Annotated in this window: 15 protein-coding genes and 1 tRNA gene; 12 read left to right on the plus strand and 4 right to left on the minus strand. The window is 43.6% G+C overall.

Annotation, left to right across the window (positions count from 1 at the left end):
- Positions 1-360 precede the first annotated feature (360 nt).
- The 9 genes from ENI34_01635 (at position 361) to ENI34_01675 (ending at position 8,403) form a co-directional block, all read left to right on the plus strand.
- Positions 361-1,446 carry a T9SS type A sorting domain-containing protein gene (locus ENI34_01635; GenBank protein ID HEC77830.1) on the plus strand — a complete coding sequence of 362 codons (1,086 nt, stop codon included), beginning with the start codon at positions 361-363 and terminating at the stop codon, positions 1,444-1,446.
- A complete protein-coding gene (locus ENI34_01640) occupies positions 1,422-2,060 on the plus strand; it encodes a hypothetical protein (GenBank protein ID HEC77831.1) in 639 nt (212 codons plus the stop codon). The genes ENI34_01635 and ENI34_01640 overlap by 25 nt, the downstream gene beginning before the upstream one ends.
- A complete protein-coding gene (locus ENI34_01645) occupies positions 1,951-3,048 on the plus strand; it encodes a T9SS type A sorting domain-containing protein (protein HEC77832.1) in 1,098 nt (365 codons plus the stop codon). Before ENI34_01640 ends, ENI34_01645 begins: the two co-directional genes overlap by 110 nt.
- A gap of 416 nt (positions 3,049-3,464) precedes the next feature.
- Positions 3,465-3,537 (plus strand) — tRNA-Ala (locus ENI34_01650).
- A 24-nt stretch (positions 3,538-3,561) separates the two neighbouring features.
- Positions 3,562-4,764: a tetratricopeptide repeat protein gene (locus ENI34_01655; protein HEC77833.1), complete on the plus strand. Its 1,203-nt coding sequence runs from the start codon at positions 3,562-3,564 to the stop codon at positions 4,762-4,764.
- A gap of 16 nt (positions 4,765-4,780) precedes the next feature.
- Positions 4,781-5,146 carry a hypothetical protein gene (locus tag ENI34_01660; GenBank protein HEC77834.1) on the plus strand — a complete coding sequence of 122 codons (366 nt, stop codon included), beginning with the start codon at positions 4,781-4,783 and terminating at the stop codon, positions 5,144-5,146.
- Positions 5,146-5,652, plus strand: coding sequence for an HNH endonuclease (locus ENI34_01665; GenBank protein HEC77835.1), 507 nt, complete (start codon positions 5,146-5,148; stop codon positions 5,650-5,652). The genes ENI34_01660 and ENI34_01665 overlap by 1 nt, the downstream gene beginning before the upstream one ends.
- 76 nt (positions 5,653-5,728) lie before the next feature.
- Positions 5,729-7,012, plus strand: a complete 1,284-nt coding sequence (locus ENI34_01670; protein ID HEC77836.1) for a hypothetical protein — start codon at positions 5,729-5,731, stop codon at positions 7,010-7,012.
- A gap of 35 nt (positions 7,013-7,047) precedes the next feature.
- Positions 7,048-8,403 carry a hypothetical protein gene (locus ENI34_01675; GenBank protein HEC77837.1) on the plus strand — a complete coding sequence of 452 codons (1,356 nt, stop codon included), beginning with the start codon at positions 7,048-7,050 and terminating at the stop codon, positions 8,401-8,403.
- A gap of 2 nt (positions 8,404-8,405) precedes the next feature.
- On the opposite strand, the gene purH is transcribed toward ENI34_01675, so the two are convergent.
- Both purH and ENI34_01685 read right to left on the minus strand, forming a co-directional pair.
- Complete coding sequence (gene purH, locus ENI34_01680) at positions 8,406-9,863, minus strand: bifunctional phosphoribosylaminoimidazolecarboxamide formyltransferase/IMP cyclohydrolase (protein ID HEC77838.1); 1,458 nt, start codon at positions 9,861-9,863, stop codon at positions 8,406-8,408.
- 1 nt (position 9,864) lies between these two features.
- Positions 9,865-11,073, minus strand: a complete 1,209-nt coding sequence (locus tag ENI34_01685; protein ID HEC77839.1) for a 2,3-bisphosphoglycerate-independent phosphoglycerate mutase — start codon at positions 11,071-11,073, stop codon at positions 9,865-9,867.
- 98 nt (positions 11,074-11,171) lie between these two features.
- Between ENI34_01685 and ENI34_01690 the strand changes: the two genes are divergently transcribed.
- Genes ENI34_01690 through ENI34_01700 form a run of 3 tightly spaced genes read left to right on the plus strand, consistent with a single transcriptional unit; the run spans position 11,172 to position 15,055 of the window.
- Entirely contained in the window at positions 11,172-12,644 is a 1,473-nt protein-coding gene (locus ENI34_01690; GenBank protein HEC77840.1) for a transglutaminase domain-containing protein, read from the plus strand.
- Positions 12,641-13,393, plus strand: coding sequence for an ABC transporter ATP-binding protein (locus ENI34_01695; GenBank protein ID HEC77841.1), 753 nt, complete (start codon positions 12,641-12,643; stop codon positions 13,391-13,393). The genes ENI34_01690 and ENI34_01695 overlap by 4 nt, the downstream gene beginning before the upstream one ends.
- 9 nt (positions 13,394-13,402) lie before the next feature.
- A complete protein-coding gene (locus ENI34_01700; GenBank protein ID HEC77842.1) occupies positions 13,403-15,055 on the plus strand; it encodes a hypothetical protein in 1,653 nt (550 codons plus the stop codon).
- A 5-nt stretch (positions 15,056-15,060) separates the two neighbouring features.
- On the opposite strand, the gene ENI34_01705 is transcribed toward ENI34_01700, so the two are convergent.
- Both ENI34_01705 and ENI34_01710 read right to left on the minus strand, forming a co-directional pair.
- Positions 15,061-15,882 carry a 4-hydroxy-3-methylbut-2-enyl diphosphate reductase gene (locus ENI34_01705; protein HEC77843.1) on the minus strand — a complete coding sequence of 274 codons (822 nt, stop codon included), beginning with the start codon at positions 15,880-15,882 and terminating at the stop codon, positions 15,061-15,063.
- Positions 15,879-16,457: a 1-acyl-sn-glycerol-3-phosphate acyltransferase gene (locus ENI34_01710; protein ID HEC77844.1), complete on the minus strand. Its 579-nt coding sequence runs from the start codon at positions 16,455-16,457 to the stop codon at positions 15,879-15,881. The genes ENI34_01705 and ENI34_01710 overlap by 4 nt, the downstream gene beginning before the upstream one ends.
- Positions 16,458-16,754: the final 297 nt, after the last annotated feature.

Genomic DNA, 16,754 nt, shown 5'->3' on the forward strand with positions numbered 1-16,754 from the left:
GATAAAGCAGTTGCTTGTCCTTTTAGTAGTCTTTTTCGTTTACTCGGCAGTCACCGTGAATGAACACTTATGTATTCTCTATGCATATCCAGACGGTTGGTCGGATGACATTCTGATAAATGCTGATACACTCGCCGTTGAGGAATATCCTGATATTGGGATTGATAGTAAGAATAATGTCTGGATAACATGGGATGACAATTCATTAATCAGTGGTGAGATATACTATTCGAAACGGGACAGTCTTGGCAACTGCCTTATCCCAGAAACGAATCTATCTGGCGTGATGCTTCTCCTATTGGCGAAGGCGTATGGCATGCGAAGCTTGCGAATGATGGCTCAGTAATTGTTGCACCACATTTGGCAGTGAGCGGTGGTGGGGGATATTTCTCCACGCTGCTCCCTGGTATGGTTTTGGATAAGTACAAGAATATCAATATCATCTGGGATGAAGACAGTGCAGGCAACAACAGAATGTGTTTTTCTAAACTTGACAGTGTAGGAATGCCCATTATAGAAAAATTATCAATATCTCCCGACATTTTCGATGCGTACTGGCCAGGAATTGGGGTGGACAGCATGGCAAACTGCCATTTAGGCTACCGCACGGACAGTGCAGGCGGTAATTATTGGAACTGGCTGACCTACAGCAAAGTCGATAAAGATGGCACTATAATTATTGCTAATAAAATACTCGGATATGGGCTTCTTCCTGCTATTATTGCAGATTACTATCAGAATATCCATATAGTCTATACGAATTCTAGAGGTCCAGGTACAACAATAGAATATCTTAAACTGGACCAGGATGGCAATATTCTGATTGGCCCTTATACCATTAACTCGCCATATCTGTATAACACATATGGACATATGGCGATGGATTCCTTACACTATTTACATGTTGTATGGGTGGCGTTTGAAGTAGCTGGATTTGACAGAATTATGTATGCAAAATTGGATACTTTGGCCAACTATGTGATCCCGCCAATGAGTATTGTACACCGTCCGTATGCAGTAATTCCATCAGCTCCACGTATTGCAGTCGATCGAAGTAATCGATTACATGTGACCTGGATGGATCAGAGATTGAATCCGGGAATCACCGATGATATATTCTACAAGCGTGGCGAGAATGAGCAGTGTATTAGTGACACCGTAATCAACAGATACGATCAATCATTTTCATTATCTGTATCACCAAATCCCTTCACAGACTGGACTTTAATAGCTGTCTCGCTATCGGACGGAAATGAAATAGGTAAGCTTGAAATTTATAACGCAGTAGGACAAGTGGTAAATGAATACAAGCTTGCCGGACAGCATGAATCTGTCGTCTGGCGCGGTGTCGATAAGAAAGGAATTCAGCTTCCTGCCGGCGTATATTTTGTATATGTAAAGAACAACAAAGGACGGTCAAAATGTATGACAATCAAATTAAAATAGAAAAAAATATACTTTTTCGTTTCTTGGTATGTATTATTTTTGTTTGTGTTTTAAGTCATGCACAGGTTGAACGTTGGGTATATCAATTTGATGGTGGTGTAAATGGAAATGATGAGGCTATAGCGCTTATTCATAGCGTAGATGGCAATATATATGCCGCAGGATACAGCAGCGGTAACGGCACAGATAGTGACTTTACTGTTGTTAGTCTTACGTCTGGAGGCGTCGAACGGTGGGTGTATAGATATAACGGCCCTGGTGATTCACTTGATATCGCCCGAGCTATCGTATGTGATCCTGACGGTAACTTATATGTTGCAGGGAGCAGCTACAACAACAATAATAATGACGTGATAATTATAAGCCTTGCCCCAGATGGAGCTGAACGCTGGGTTTATAGGTACAATGGTACTGGAAACGGTGATGACATAGCCAATTCTATTGTCTTGGGATTGGACGGTAATCTATATGCTGCGGGAGTGAGTTACGAGGCCGGCACAGAGGATGATTTTCTTATCATTAGCGTGGATACAGCAGGAAACGAACGCTGGGTTTATACGTATGATTGGACAGGCGGGGGGCGATGGCGCATATACACTGGTGTATGGGGCTGATCACAACCTATATGCAGGCGGATATAGCTATCATTTTGTTGTAGTACATGTATTCACAGTCATTAGCATTGACACAGCAGGTTCAGAAAGGTGGCTATTTAGAACGCAAGGTACTGGAGTGTGCAATGAAAGTGCCTATTCGTTAGCCTACGGGCCTGATAATCACATATACAGCGCAGGGGTTTCCTATCTTCTGGATTTCACAGTCATATCCCTTGATACGACCGGTTCCCGTCAGTGGGAATTTCTATATGGACAGCCAGGTGATGATCGGGCCTATGATAATTTCTTTGGCTTAGATGGTAATATTTACGCAGCAGGTTATATTAGTGTAAGTGGAGCGGGTTTTGAGTTTGCGGTTATTTCATTAACTGATATGGGTGATACAAACTGGATATACAGCATTAATGGTTCTGCAAATGGTAATGATGTAGCACAAGCCATTGTATATGGTGCTGATGAACATATATATTGTGCGGGCTGGATTATCGACACCAGTAGTGCAGAAGATTTTGTGGTGATTCGACTAAACACAACAGGTGCCGAAGAATGGAAGTACAAATACAATGGCGCCGACAATAACACAGATAAAGCAGCAGCAGTCGTATACGGACAAGACGACAACATCTATGCTGCTGGATGTTGTACGGATAGTGGAAATCTCGATTTTGTGGTGATTAGCCTGGACACAACAACCACCGGTGTTGATGAAAAACAGATACAGACATCAGACATTCAATGTGTTCATCCTTTTTCAACGTTTTTCACCAACAGTATTGTCCTGGAAGTAAACAACCCACCTTGCAATTTAGAGATTGTTCTTTATGATGTGCAAGGAAGAAAGAAATATGAAACTTTATTGTCTTCGCCACCAACCGTTTTGGAAATCAATGATGGCGAAATTTCTCTTCTCCCCAAAGGAATTTATTTTCTAAGGATCAATATAAACAGTGTTGATCAGGAAGTCGTAAAACTCATAAAGATCTAATGGTTGTGCAATTATTAAGAATGAATTCCAGTAAATTCCCGTAACATATATCCCTTTTATACCTATTACCTATGCATTTTCAGATTGGTACAAGTTTCTCTCACGCTGATGATATTTTGCTAAGAGGATTCTAATTACATCGGAATTCAAATTTTCCGATATACATGTCCATAAATGACAAAAAAATTCGGACGGGATTGGGGGTCAGGATTAAAAAAGGGGGCTTTCGCCCCCTTTTTCTCTTTCCTGTTTGCTGTAACCGGTTCTCCCCATCCGGAGCTAACACAAAAAATTAACATTTCCGCTTAGTAATAACTATTAACATTTCTGCTTGGTAATATCACAGTAAAACGAGGGCTTGACTTTCTTGCATTTTTATTATATAATCCCTTTGTTATTTCGAGAACTGAAAATTCGGGGCCGTAGCCCAGTTGGGAGAGCGCTTGACTGGCAGTCAAGAGGTCACGGGTTCGAATCCCGTCGGCTCCACATTAAAAAACAAGGAGGATTATAATGAAAGCAATATTTAAAATTAAGTATCGCTATTTTCTTTTCATTCTTGTTGGTTTAATCATCATCGGCTGTGCACCGAGCCAGACCACCACACAAACCACGACCCAGACTACTGTGGATATGAAAAAAGAAGCGGAGCAGGAATACTCGATCGCTTATGAATATTACAAACACGGGAATTATGATGATGCGATTCTCCATTTCCAGAAGGCAATAAAACTATGGAAAGACTATCTTGCGGCGTATATCGCCCTGGCAAAGGCATATCGTGCAAAACGGGATATCGTGACCGCTGAATCAACATACAATTACGCCAAAAAAATCGCACCCAAAGACACAAGGCCTTATGAAGGACTCGGTGCGTTATATACGGAATTGAAAAAATACGGAGAAGCGATTGTCGAATATCAAGCGGGCTTGGCGCTCGACTCGACAAACGTCAATCTCCTCAATGGACTCGGTTTTATTTATATGAAAACAAAAGAATATACCAGGTCTTTGGATTATTATAACAAAAGTCTAAAGTATGAGCCGGAAAACGTAGTAACGATGTTCGCAGTCGCCAATGTCTATATGGAGATGGATGAGCCGAATAAAGCTGTATCATATCTCCAGGAGTTGAAGAAAAGGAAACCCAAGAATACCGAGGTCAGAAAAAAACTCGCCGAGACACTCGTGGATCTGCAGCGATACAGTGAAGCAGCCGAGGAATATAAACATCTGCTGGAGCAGGAACCGGATAACTATTACTATCACCTTCAGCTGGGGTTGATCTATCAACGTCAGAAAAAGTATGCTGCGGCGCAGACAGAATTTGAGGAAGCGAAAAGATTGGAACCCGACAATGCACTGCCGATTTTCTATCTCGCAGACCTCAATATCTCCCGCGGCAAGTACGGAGCAGCGGAAAATTTAATCAAAGAAGCGAAGAAGATCGATCCCGCGAATCTCTATGGTGATGTCCTGCTCGGTGATATCTATGAACGCCGCGGTTATTCATTTATGAACAAATGGCAGAAAAACAAATCCAAAAAAAATTGTCCCACTCTCAACAGTGCCTTGAGCTACCTGCGTACGGCGATTACGTATTACAACAAATCTAAAGTAGACAGTAAGTTCAGTACTTACGCGCGTACTGAAATCACGCGTTGTAACAACTGGATAAAATCACTGAATGAAGACAAGTGGTTTTATTGTAAATAGAACAAAAGGAGGGAAGATGAAAAACAGAGGAATCAGCGGTTTCGGAGTAATTGTTTTGATAATCATGCTTCTCTTGATCGGATATGTAGTATGGCAGATCGTCCGGGTGCATCTAACATACGGAACAATAAGCGAAAAGGTCGAACAGGCGGCGAAGATCGGACCGACTATGACGGATATGGAAATAATCAATCAACTTATGAGGGAAGCAAAAGATGTAAAAGTGGAGTTGAATCCGGATTCGATATTCATCGACCGTTCAATACCTGATTCTTTCCGGGTATATGTAAGTTATGATGATTCTTCCGATGTCTTCGGTATGTTTGTTTACCGACGCCATTTTGTGGTGGACAAGATCGAACCGATCAAAGTAAGATTCTGATGCTAAAAAGCGCGGTCCTTCTTCTGAATCAAAATTATGAACCACTGACCGTTCTCCGGGTAAAGAGGGCGATCACCCTTTTGATCTTGGGAAAGGTTGACTTGATTGAAAACGTCGACGGCAAACTGCTCCACAGTATCAGTCTCAGTTATCCTGTTCCGTCGGTCATCAGATTAAAATATTTCGTGCGTATAAAGAGAAAAGAAATTTCTCTGACAAAAAAGAATATAATAAAGAGAGACAATCATCAATGTCAATACTGCGGGAAAAAAACCGGTATGATGACGACCGACCACATCATCCCTAAAGCCCTGGGCGGTGCGGACTCCTGGGAGAATCTCGTCTGTGCCTGCCTGGATTGTAATAATCGAAAAGGCAACAGGAGTCTCAAGGAGGCGGGAATGAAATTAATAAGAAAACCGAAAAGACCCAATTACTTTACTTTTGTGCTTACTGAGCTCGGAAGACCGAAAGACAAATGGCGTCCTTTTCTCTTCCAATCGTAATAGAATAAAACAGGAGCTCTGCATATATTTGAATATTTGAATCCTTTCAGAAAAACCGGCTGCAGATAAAGATTCAATGATGCTCTTAATCTTATTATTACTGCAAAATCCGCCGGCCGGAATCGATATTGAACTCACGGGAAATATTTTTTTCTCCTCTCCGTATCTCCTTGGGGATATGGTGGTGAAGGACAGAAACGACCTTGAAAGAGTGATCGCCTCAATCCTCGACAGATATACTGATGCGGGTTTTCCTTTCTGCCGCATCTCCCCCCGAATTGTAACATCTGACGACACCCTCAAGAAGATTGTCTTGAAAATAGAAGAAGGTAAACGAATAATAATTACGGATTATCTTTTTAAAATCCAAGGAAAGACAAGCCAAAAAGTTCTACAGAAACTCATCGGATTAAAAAAGGATACATACTTTTCCACAAAAAAGATAGAGAGCGCGAAAAGAAGATTATCAAAAACAGGTGTATTCGAAGAAATAAACGAAGATATTGTTCTGCGCCGTGAAAACTACTATGTGCTTTTTGATATAAAAGAGAAAAAAAGTGATTATCTGAACGCCGCCGGAACATTCGCAGAGGGATTGTTCGATTTCAGCGCCTCGATATATTCACTCAATCTTCTGGGAACGCTCAGAAGACTGCAGTTCCTTTATGAATACAAAAAACTCTTTTCACTCAAATTCACCGACCCGATCCTTCTCCATCCCGAAATTCTTGGGGCGGATTTTTCATTATGGTCGTATGATACGATGCGTCTGGTTCAAATCAACGGCGAAATCAGTGCGCCTTTGGCTAACCACTTCACGATTTCTCTGCTCTCAGGTATTGAAATGGTCACTTACAACAGCAGTGATTCTCTCTTAGAGGACCATACCGATAATTTAATCGGAGTCGGGGCTGGATTCGACTTCGATAAACAACTATGGTCATGCGAACAAAAAGTCAGGTTTAATTATCTCTTTCGTGAAAACGACAGAGAAAATTTCGAGTACGACGGCGCGTTCAGAATAAAAAAACTTTATCTGAGACCCCACTACCGTCTCGTGAAGACCGACGGCTTTGAATTTTTTGATTATTATCGTCTCGGCGGAGTAAAATCCCTGAGAGGTTACTTTGAAGAAGAATTCATCGTCGACGAGGCGTTTTGGTTCAATCTCGAATACAAGTTTTTTTTCATATATCCTTTGTTCGACGTGGGTTTGATTGAAGATAAAATAAAATATTCATATGGATGCGGCATTGACGCCTACTCGACATTCGCAGATGCTTCCCTTATAATCGCCTTTCCCGAACAGGGTACCTGGCGGGACGGTAAGGTACATTTAATGCTGGAAAAAGTCTTTTAGATGAGTAAAATATTAAAATAAACCAGGAGGTTTTGATGTTTTTGATTTTTTTGTTAAGTTACACAATCCCCCTTGACTCTCCTCTGATGGAAAATATAGAGTATCTTCAGATCAGGGGGCTGATAAACATTCCACATTTCCGACCGTATGAAATGGAGTGGATTATTCCGCAGATCGATGAACTTCTGGTCAATAGAGAGCAGATGAATGAAAATGACAGGAAGATCATCTCTTCTTTCACCCCCTTGTTAACAAAGAACCAGGATTTTTCATATCTACTCCATCTCAACGGCAGCTATCAAAACACCCCGGAATTATACTATCTCTTTCTGGACTATCGGGGAGGCGGACGGCTGACCAATAGTATTGAGTATTCCCATGGTATAAGATGTCGACGTTCGTCGGTCATCGACAGTCTCGGACCCAAGGAATGGAAAGGTTTTCAAGTCTATTTTCCGCAGGGAGAAATTACATTCAAGAAAAATGAGGTCGCATTCAATATCGGACGGCGGAATTTCCTGCTCGGATTTAATGACGATAATGACCTGCTGTTGTCTGCCGATCCCCGGGGATATGACGGATTTTCACTCTTCTTCCCCGCCGGTTATTTTGAATTTTACAACATCTTTTCAGTCCTCGATGCCTCACAAAACCGCTATCTTACGATTCACCGCCTGGGAATGAATTTGAAAAACTTTATAAATCTGGGTTTTTCCGAAGCACTGCTCTTCGGAGGGACGCTTGAACCGCTCTATCTCAATTTTCTTCTGCCGTATTATCTTACTCAATGGGGGACTGCACGTGATGATAATGTTCTGTGGTGTTTCGACGTACGGTTGCGACTATGGAATTCTTTTCTTTACGGTGAACTGCTTGTCGACGATTATATGTATGAAGATGACCCCTATCCTGATAAACTGGGATATAAAGCCGGTCTCAAAACAATCTTTTTCTCCACTCTTGTCACAAAATTCAGTTATACCTTTGTCGACAAATGGGTGTACACACAGCGCCACTCTGTGAATACCTATGAACGTAACGGTGTCTGCCTCGGCTATCCCCTGGGCAATGACGTCGATAACATCTCTTTTTCCGTAAGGTTCGTGAATAAATTCCGTCTCTATCCTGGTATTAAGATCGAATATACCAGAAAAGGTGAAGGCAGTATCTTTCTGCCATACGAAGAAGAGGGCGGTGACTGGAATCCTCCTTTTCCCTCGGGTATCGTGGAGAAAAAGTTTAGAATGAAAACCGGGGTTGATTATATCTTAAAGTATAATTTCTACCTCAGCATTGATATAAACAAAACATACTGGAGAAATTACAACCACGAACCCGGTAATGACCGAAGTGAGTTCTCTTTTAACCTCTCTTTATGGGCGGTGTTTTGATATTAATGTCGGAAATGTCTCATATGGGTGAAGACCATCGCCATCTTATGCTCATTGCAGGCATCAATCACTTCCTGATCCCGTTTTGAACCACCGGGTTGAATAACAGCGGTCACACCCGCCTTTGCCGCAGCATCGATACCGTCACGGAACGGGAAGAACGCATCCGAAGCCATCACCACACCCGCACTCCTTTCAACCGAACTGCGGGCGGCGATCTCCACTGCGCCGACCCTTGAAGTCTGCCCTGCACCGATACCGACCGTCCTTCCGTTTATCGCGAAGACGATTGAATTCGATTTTGTCCATTTGACCACTTTCCAGGCGAATTTCAATGCCGATGTTTCATACTCATCGGGTTTACGGTTGGTAACCACTGACCAGTCCTTAATATCACCCTGGTCCCGTTCCTGAACCAGAATTCCACTGAAGACCGGTCGATATACGATCGGCTGAATAAGAGTCTGCGGCAATTCCACGATGCGTAGAGCCTTCTTGCTTTTCAATATCGCGAGCGCCTCTTCGTCATATCCGGGAGCGATCACGACTTCAAAAAAATGTTTGCGGATGCTCTCCGCAGTATCCACCTCCACCTTTCTGTTCAAACCGACGATCCCGCCGAAAGCAGATAAAGAATCCGCCATATAAGCCCGTTCAAAAGCCTCTTTCTGGGTCTTACCGGTGGCGACGCCGCACGGTGTCTGATGTTTTATCACGGCGCAGGATATTTCATCGGTAAATTCATTCGCCGCGCCGAAGGCGACCTCGGCATCGAGCAGGTTGTTGTAAGAAATCTGTTTACCGCCGTGAACCTTGAACTCTTCCTGAAACAGACGATTGAGATAAAACGAAGCCTTCTGATGGGGATTCTCACCGTAACGCATCCCGATGAACTTCTCTGCGCCCACGGAAAAATAGTTTCGCTCTACCGGGTTATTGGAAAAATAGTCTGCAATGACTGCATCATACCAGGCGATATAATCGAATGCCTCTCTGGCAAGCTGCAGTCTGAATTCCTCGGTGCACTGATTCTTTTGCAATGCCTCGATCAACACCGGATATTGCTCCGGAGAAAAGACAACACCGACCTTCTTGAAGTTCTTGGCGGCGGCGCGGATCAGGGTGACACCGCCGATGTCGATGTATTCAATCATCTCTTCAAGGTTCTTCTGCTTCTGGGCGAAGAACGGATAGAGATTACAGACGACCAATCCGATCTCACCGGTCTCAAGAATTTCAGTGGCGATGCGTTGACTCAGAGTCTTCACCCGCTCACTCTCGGTTCCACCGGTGTATTCCGCGATATTAACAGAGTCCACGCCGTTCTCTTTCAACAACCGCTGAGTCCCGCTGGTGGCGATTATTTGAAAAGAAAGCTCTTTCAATCCTTTAGCCAGTGTCGCGACATCTGTCTTGTCCGCCACTGAAATCAATGCCTTTTTATTTATTGTACCTGCCATATCACGCTCCATATTTCTTTAATTTCAATGAATGCGCCAGGAGCAACGGCATAATCTCCATCGATCTCATTCTGCCGAGATTACCTGCCGCGCAGTTTCTTTCAGTAAAAACCTTTTTATCGAGAAAGATGTACCTGGAGCACAACAAAAAGGGATTCGGGTGCCAGGAATGTGAATGAAGCACCGTGGGAGTGGAATGGTCCGCGGTAATACACAATACCTCTGGTTTCAATTTCAGAATCGCCGGCAGATTTCTATCGAATTCCTCGATACACTTTATCTTCAGCTGTTGATTCCCGTCTTCACCACCTTTGTCAGTACCTTTGATATGGAAATAGAAGAAATCGTATTTTAAATAGTTCTCTTTCAGGGTAATCACCTCATCACTAATTGTCTCACCCGTTTTCAAGACATCCATGCCGACCAGACGGGCGAGTCCGCGATACATCGGGTACGTGGCGATCGCCGCCGGTTTGACACCGAACCTCTGCTCCATCGGTTCAAGATTCGGATTACGCGCAAAACCGCGCATCAAAATATAGTTCGCCACCTCCTCGTCTTCCAGAATCTGGGCGCACTTTTTGATAAAAGCATTGACAAGTGCCGCCGTCTCTTTTGCATCATCTCTCTTCGGCTGAACAAATACCGGCGCAAGATTCTCTTTCTGGGGATCGGCATCGGTCAATTCCTGGGAAAGGCCTGCTCCCTGAAAGATGACTACGAACCGATGTTCTTTTGCCGGCCGGATGAGGACCGGGACATTCTGAATCGACCTGATACCCGCCTGAAGCTTTTTACACAATCTCGTGCACTCTTCCGTGGAAATTCTGCCCGCCCGTCGGTCAGTGATAATCCCGTCTTTGATCGTAGCAAAATTGGCACGAGCCGCAAGATCCTTCTCCCCTACGTCTATATCAATACCAAGGGCCTCAAGTACACCCCGCCCGATCTGATTTTCGATGGGGTCGTAACCGAACATGGCAAGGTGTGAAGGTCCGCTTCCCGGTGTAATACCCCTTGCTATCGGGATGGTAAGACCCAGGCTGCTCTTCTTTGCCAGTCTGTCCAGATTGGGGGTTCTCGCCAGTTCGAGTGCGGTCTTTTGCGGCGACGGCAGATCTCCCAGGCCGTCGAGGACGATCAAAATTATCTTATTTTCATTTTTAGTTAAAAGGGACTTTAAAACTGTTGAGATTTTTTCTTTCTCCATAGGGAATAAATATAGCCGAAAATATAACCAAGTCAATACCCCTCACTGTTGACGACGATGTTTTAATCGGATATAATAACAGCACAAAGGAGTCTGCCATGAAAAAATTATCAGGTATAGTTGTCATCATTGTAATATTTGGTGTAAGTATCTATCTCATAACTCAGATACCACGCTCACCAAAAGAATCATTAGGAATAACCGATGACTCAAACCCAGGCGCCGTTAATACGGAAGAGTGGCTCGGCGTCTTTCTGCAGGGGCAACGCATCGGTTATTCTTTCACAAAAATATCTGAAAGCGACACCGGTTTCACAGTCGAAAACCGCTCCAAAATGACTCTTCTGATGATGAATGAAACACGTACCCTCACCACCCGGCTCTTTGCCCATACTGACAAAGATTATACATTAAAAGATTTCGTAATAGAGATCGAAACAGCCGGCCATTCCACTAAGGTCGAGGGCGAAATTAAAGGAAAGAATCTCATCCTCACCGCGTATTCCCAGGGAACGTCCTATACCCGGACAATCGCCTTAAAAGAAAAGCCCTACTTCCCTGAGGCCCTTGAACAGGTCATAAAGAAGAAAAGACTGAAGCCGGGTGATGAATTAACTATTCCTTACTTTGATCCCACGACCCAATCGAGCACCTCGGCGACGTTGAAGGTCTTTGACAAAGAAGAGGTAGAGGTCGTCGGAAAAAAGACCGCTGGAACCAGGATAGAGCTGGAATATTTAGGGATGAAATCCCTGTTCTGGATTGACGACGACTATAATTTCATAAAACAAGCGACCCCGGCGATAGGTCTGGAAATGATCCCCATAACAAAAGAACAGGCCCTTGTGGATATCCAGCCTACAGAGGCATTTGATCTGCTTTCATTCTTCGCCGTAAAGCCTGACAAAAGAATCCCGCCTCCCGACAAATTATCATATCTGAAGATCGCTCTTAAAAACATCTCCATTGAAGGACTCAATCTAAACGACGATTATCAAAAAATGACTGTACAAGAACCCGTCATCATAGAATCATTTCTTGCAGACATCAATGAACTCCCTGAGATCAATCTTCCCATCAAAGAACAGAGTGAGTTCCTCAAACCATCTGTCTATATTCAGTGTGAAGACCCGCGGATTATCGCCAAGGCCCGGGAGTTTGTCGGCGGTGAAACAGAAGCGAAGAAAGCGGTCGCAAAGCTGGTGCAAGGCGTATATCATTTTCTCAAAAAGAATCCCATCGCCTCACTACCGTCAGCCGTTGACGTCTTAAAGACCAGAGAAGGAGATTGTAATGAACACGCAATCCTCTTTGCGGCACTCGCCCGTGCCGAAGGCATTCCCACCAAGATTTACGCTGGATTGATAAATCTGCAGGGTGCCGGATACTACTATCATGCGTGGTGCGGAGTCTGGCTCGGCAAATGGGTACCGGTTGATCCGACATTCAACCAATTCCCGGCTGATGTCGGCCATCTTAAATTGATTGAAGGAGAAATATCTGAACAGGCAAAGGTACTTAAAGTAGTCGGTAAACTTGAAATATCAATTCTGGACTACACCGAAAGATGAAAAAGATAAAATCACTCGTTCTGAAAAACCTGAAAAAACGATTTGATGATCTCTGGGCGTTGAAAAATCTGAACCTGGAACTCGAACCAGGAGAGATATTTGTTCTCCTGGGACCGAATGGTGCGGGCAAGACCACGACCTTGAAATTGATCGCCGGTCTGCTTCACCCCACTGAAGGTGAGATATATATAAAAAATATAGACCTCCGCAAAGATCCCCTGAAAGCCAAATCACTGATAAGTTATATCCCGGACGAACCGTTTCTCTATAAAAAACTCACCGGCAGGGAGTTCCTCAACTTCATCGCCGGCATCTATCATATAGAAAAAAAGGACTATGAGGAGCGCTTACAGAAATTGTTCACGAAGTTTGAGATCGGTGAATGGATTGATGAACTTTCAGAAACTTATTCCCACGGGATGAAACAGAAAGTGATAATGTGCCAGTTGTTCGTGCTCGATCCCGACCTGATTCTGATCGATGAACCTCTGGTCGGATTAGACCCGAAATCGGGAAAGATCGTCAGGGAGATGTTCTTTGAATTGAGCAAGATGGGCAAAACACTTTTTATCAGCACCCATACCCTGTCATTTGCCGAAGACGTCGCTTCGCGCATCGGAATCATCAATAAAGGCGAGTTGAAATTTATGGGCAGCCTCACAGAACTCGCCAGGATATCAGGAGAAAAAGATATCGAGGAGATCTATCTCAAACTTTCCGAGGAATCACTCATTACTGACAGAACCTGAAAGTTCAAGATGAAAGAGTTCTGCTTGCTTATCCGTTCGTACTTTAAGGGAATCACCAATTCCCTCAAGACAATGCACCCGATAAAAATCGCCTCTTTCGTATTCGTCATCGGTTGTTTCCTTGTCGGTTCATACTATCTGTTTCTGCGTCTGTTTCTTTATCTTACAGGCATCGAAATCATCGGGATCGTGCTGCTGGACAAGACGATCGAAATGGCGTTGTTCGTCTTCTTCTTTATGCTGTTATTCAGTAATGTAATCACTTCATTCTCGACCTTCTATAACAATCGGGAATTGAGTTTTCTCTTTTCGCTGCCGGTTAGGCCGACTTCCATCTACCTTGCAAAACTCTTTGAAAACTGTGTCTATGCATCCTGGGCGACGACAGTCATCGCATTTCCTCTTATCTTAGCATACGGCATAGTGACCAAAGTACAATTCATCTACTATCCTCTTTCTGTCGTAAGTATCCTGATCTACCTCATTATACCGGCGGCTGCCGCTTCTCTGTTGATATTCATCATTCTACGCCTGTTTCCTCAACTTAAATCCCGGGATGTAATTCTGCTTTCCTTGATCTTTATCTTCGGTTTGACTTTTCTGTATATAAAGTTCAACAACCCCCAGTTGATGAAAATATTCGAAACCGAAAATGAACAGGATCTCATCAACTTTGCGGCGAATCTGACCACTGTCGGTGGAATCTATCTACCGTCCACCTGGCTCAGTAATATCCTGAAGGGATTAAGCCGCAATACAAATTCCGGTCTGTTCCACTTTCTATTGCTTCTTTTCACCAGTGCAAGTGCGGTGATTCTGGCGTTCTTTACGGCGAACCTCTTATATGCCCGCTCCTGGCTATCCATCGGAGAAGGTAATACAAAAAAAGAGATGAAAAAATCCCTCCTCGCCGTGTATCAGGGCGGGCAACTGCGTTCTTTTCTATTAAAAGACATCTTGATATTTATCCGTGAACCCACCCAGTGGGTACAGTTGTCGATCTTTCTTATTCTTCTCGGGGTATATGTCTTTTCTTTACGCAAAACACCGCTCTATTTCAATTTCCCCCTCTGGCGTACGGTCGTATCTTTTGGAAATTTCGCCTATATAAGTTTTGTCCTTGCAACCATTGGAGTCAGATTCATATTTCCCTCGATAAGTCTGGAACAGAACGGAATTTCTTTTCTCGGCTCGGCGCCGTTCTCCTTCAAAAAGATGATCGGCCTCAAATATATTGTGAGTCTGTTGCTGGCTGTCATAATAATCGAAACTTTACTTCTTCTGTCAAATCTTCTTATAAAGACGGACCCCCAGATGACCATCATAATGCCCATCATCGCCCTGTTCGTCGCCGCTGCATTGGTCTCGATAAACCTGGGTCTGGGTGGTCGATTCCCGCAGTTCAGCGAGGATAATCCGTCTAAGATCGCCGCCGGCAGCGGAGGTATCATCGCGGCGCTCGCCAGTATCAGCTATGTCGGGATTTCCCTGCTGATCTTAGCGACCCCGGCGTATAATTATTTAAGCAATAAATATTTCAATCGACAGATCAACATTCCTTTGATCATCCTGAGTTTGATCTTCTTCGCGGGATTCAATCTCTGGATTATCTTTTTCTCTTTGAAGATGGGAATTAATTCTTTGAAGCAGCGGGATTTTTGAAGAAACTATTTGAGTTTTTTCTTTAAAAAGGCGGCGACGGTATCCACCTGTTCCTTTGGGGTGGACGCTCCTGCCGTCACTCCAATACTCTGGACATCCTTGAACCAATCAAGAGAGATCTCTTCTATCGATTCGATATGATAAGATGGTTTATATCTCTTACAGACTTCATAAAGCCTTGTGGTATTGGCGCTGTTCTTACCCCCGACCACAATCATCAAATCAGCTTTTTTTGCAAGTCGAATCGCCTCCCTGATTCTCAAGACAGTCGCCCGACAGATTGTATTATAGATCTTCATTTCCAGAACATTCTTCATCAGATGAGAAACCGCTTCATTGAGCCGCTCGATATCAAGGGTGGTCTGGGGTACAACACCGATCTTTCTTTTTTTAACCTTCATCTTCCTGGAGTATATCGCGGCCTGGTCGCCTCCATATCCCAGAAGCCCTTTTACCTCTGGGTGGTCTTCTTCTCCGATGATTATTACATAATAACCTTCTTTTATCAATTTTTCAACGTATCGTTGAGCACGACGCACCCTGGGACATGTCGCATCGATAATCTCGAATTTTTTTCTTTTTAAGGTATTAAGAAGCTTCGGATGCACACCGTGGGAACGAATAATCACCTTTTTGTTCTTGATCTCTTCGATGCTGTTTACTGTAATGATTCCCTTTTTTCGTAAATCCTCGACCACCAGTCGATTGTGGATGAGGGGTCCCAGTGAATAGACCTTTTTACCTCTCTTTACGGCGTTAAGGGAAATCTCGATCGCCCGTTGAACACCGAAACAGACCCCCCCGAATCTTGCAATGTATATCTTCATGCCAGTTTTACAACCTCCTCTCTCACTTTTGCGGCGAAACGTTCAAAATCCTCACGGGTATTCTGATACCCAGCAGGAAATACCGGAGCACCGAATCGGATCTTCAGCTTATGTAATCTCAAAACCAATGATAAAAATCTTTTATTCGAATTTGTAATGTAGGCAGGGATTACAGGTACCTTAAAATTTATTGCGAGATAACCCACACCCGGATTGAACGGCAACATATATCCTTTTTTTGAACGGGTACCTTCAGGAAAAATAACCACCACGTTTCCGCTCTTCAACAATCTGGCGGCGGTCCTCAACCCCCGGGTTCCGCTTATCGGAATTGCATTATAATTCTTAATTAACCAGGAAAATGCTTTAGAAACTTCAAACAGACCCATCTTGGCGAGAAAATAGACCTCTCTGGCTGCCGCAATACCGACCAGGGGCGGGTCCAGGAACGATCTGTGATTGGAAGCGATTATATAAGCACCCTTTTTCGGAATCCTGCCGCATATCTCCAGCCCGGTGAGAAGTTTCATCACAGGAAAAGCGAATATCCAGCTGAAAAACCACTTAGGACTCATCACACCTAATTATACTGAAAATCCTCGAAATTGCAACACATTTTTGCTATGTTTCAATTCGAATTCAGATTCTGATATGTGACTGACTCCTCTCCACTTTTTCTCTTGATTTTTTGAGGGATTTGAGGTATATAGTGGGGAAAGGAGGTATTTTATGAACAAATTAAGGATTTACCCTTCCCCACCATATCAGTTTAACCAACTGAAGAAGTTTGTAAATATGTTACTTGCCGATAAACTTCATGGCCATTCCCGTAAAACACTGATTATTATAACCCAAGCCCTGCTAAATGTCAA

Source organism: candidate division WOR-3 bacterium (assembly GCA_011052815.1).
In the GTDB taxonomy this organism is placed as follows: domain Bacteria; phylum Hydrothermota; class Tepidihabitantia; order SM23-42; family SM23-42; genus DRIG01.

Excerpts from the sequence above, each read along its gene's own strand:
- ENI34_01690 (HEC77840.1), top strand. The coding sequence starts at position 11,172 with ATGAAAAAATTATCAGGTATAGTTGTCATCATTGTAATATTTGGTGTA.
- ENI34_01695 (HEC77841.1), top strand. The coding sequence starts at position 12,641 with ATGAAAAAGATAAAATCACTCGTTCTGAAAAACCTGAAAAAACGATTT.
- ENI34_01705 (HEC77843.1), bottom strand. The coding sequence starts at position 15,882 with ATGAAGATATACATTGCAAGATTCGGGGGGGTCTGTTTCGGTGTTCAA.
- ENI34_01685 (HEC77839.1), bottom strand. The coding sequence starts at position 11,073 with ATGGAGAAAGAAAAAATCTCAACAGTTTTAAAGTCCCTTTTAACTAAA.
- ENI34_01645 (HEC77832.1), top strand. The coding sequence starts at position 1,951 with ATGATTTTCTTATCATTAGCGTGGATACAGCAGGAAACGAACGCTGGG.
- ENI34_01670 (HEC77836.1), top strand. The coding sequence starts at position 5,729 with ATGATGCTCTTAATCTTATTATTACTGCAAAATCCGCCGGCCGGAATC.
- ENI34_01665 (HEC77835.1), top strand. The coding sequence starts at position 5,146 with ATGCTAAAAAGCGCGGTCCTTCTTCTGAATCAAAATTATGAACCACTG.
- ENI34_01710 (HEC77844.1), bottom strand. The coding sequence starts at position 16,457 with ATGAGTCCTAAGTGGTTTTTCAGCTGGATATTCGCTTTTCCTGTGATG.
- ENI34_01675 (HEC77837.1), top strand. The coding sequence starts at position 7,048 with ATGTTTTTGATTTTTTTGTTAAGTTACACAATCCCCCTTGACTCTCCT.
- ENI34_01640 (HEC77831.1), top strand. The coding sequence starts at position 1,422 with ATGTATGACAATCAAATTAAAATAGAAAAAAATATACTTTTTCGTTTC.
- ENI34_01660 (HEC77834.1), top strand. The coding sequence starts at position 4,781 with ATGAAAAACAGAGGAATCAGCGGTTTCGGAGTAATTGTTTTGATAATC.
- ENI34_01700 (HEC77842.1), top strand. The coding sequence starts at position 13,403 with ATGAAAGAGTTCTGCTTGCTTATCCGTTCGTACTTTAAGGGAATCACC.
- purH (HEC77838.1), bottom strand. The coding sequence starts at position 9,863 with ATGGCAGGTACAATAAATAAAAAGGCATTGATTTCAGTGGCGGACAAG.
- ENI34_01655 (HEC77833.1), top strand. The coding sequence starts at position 3,562 with ATGAAAGCAATATTTAAAATTAAGTATCGCTATTTTCTTTTCATTCTT.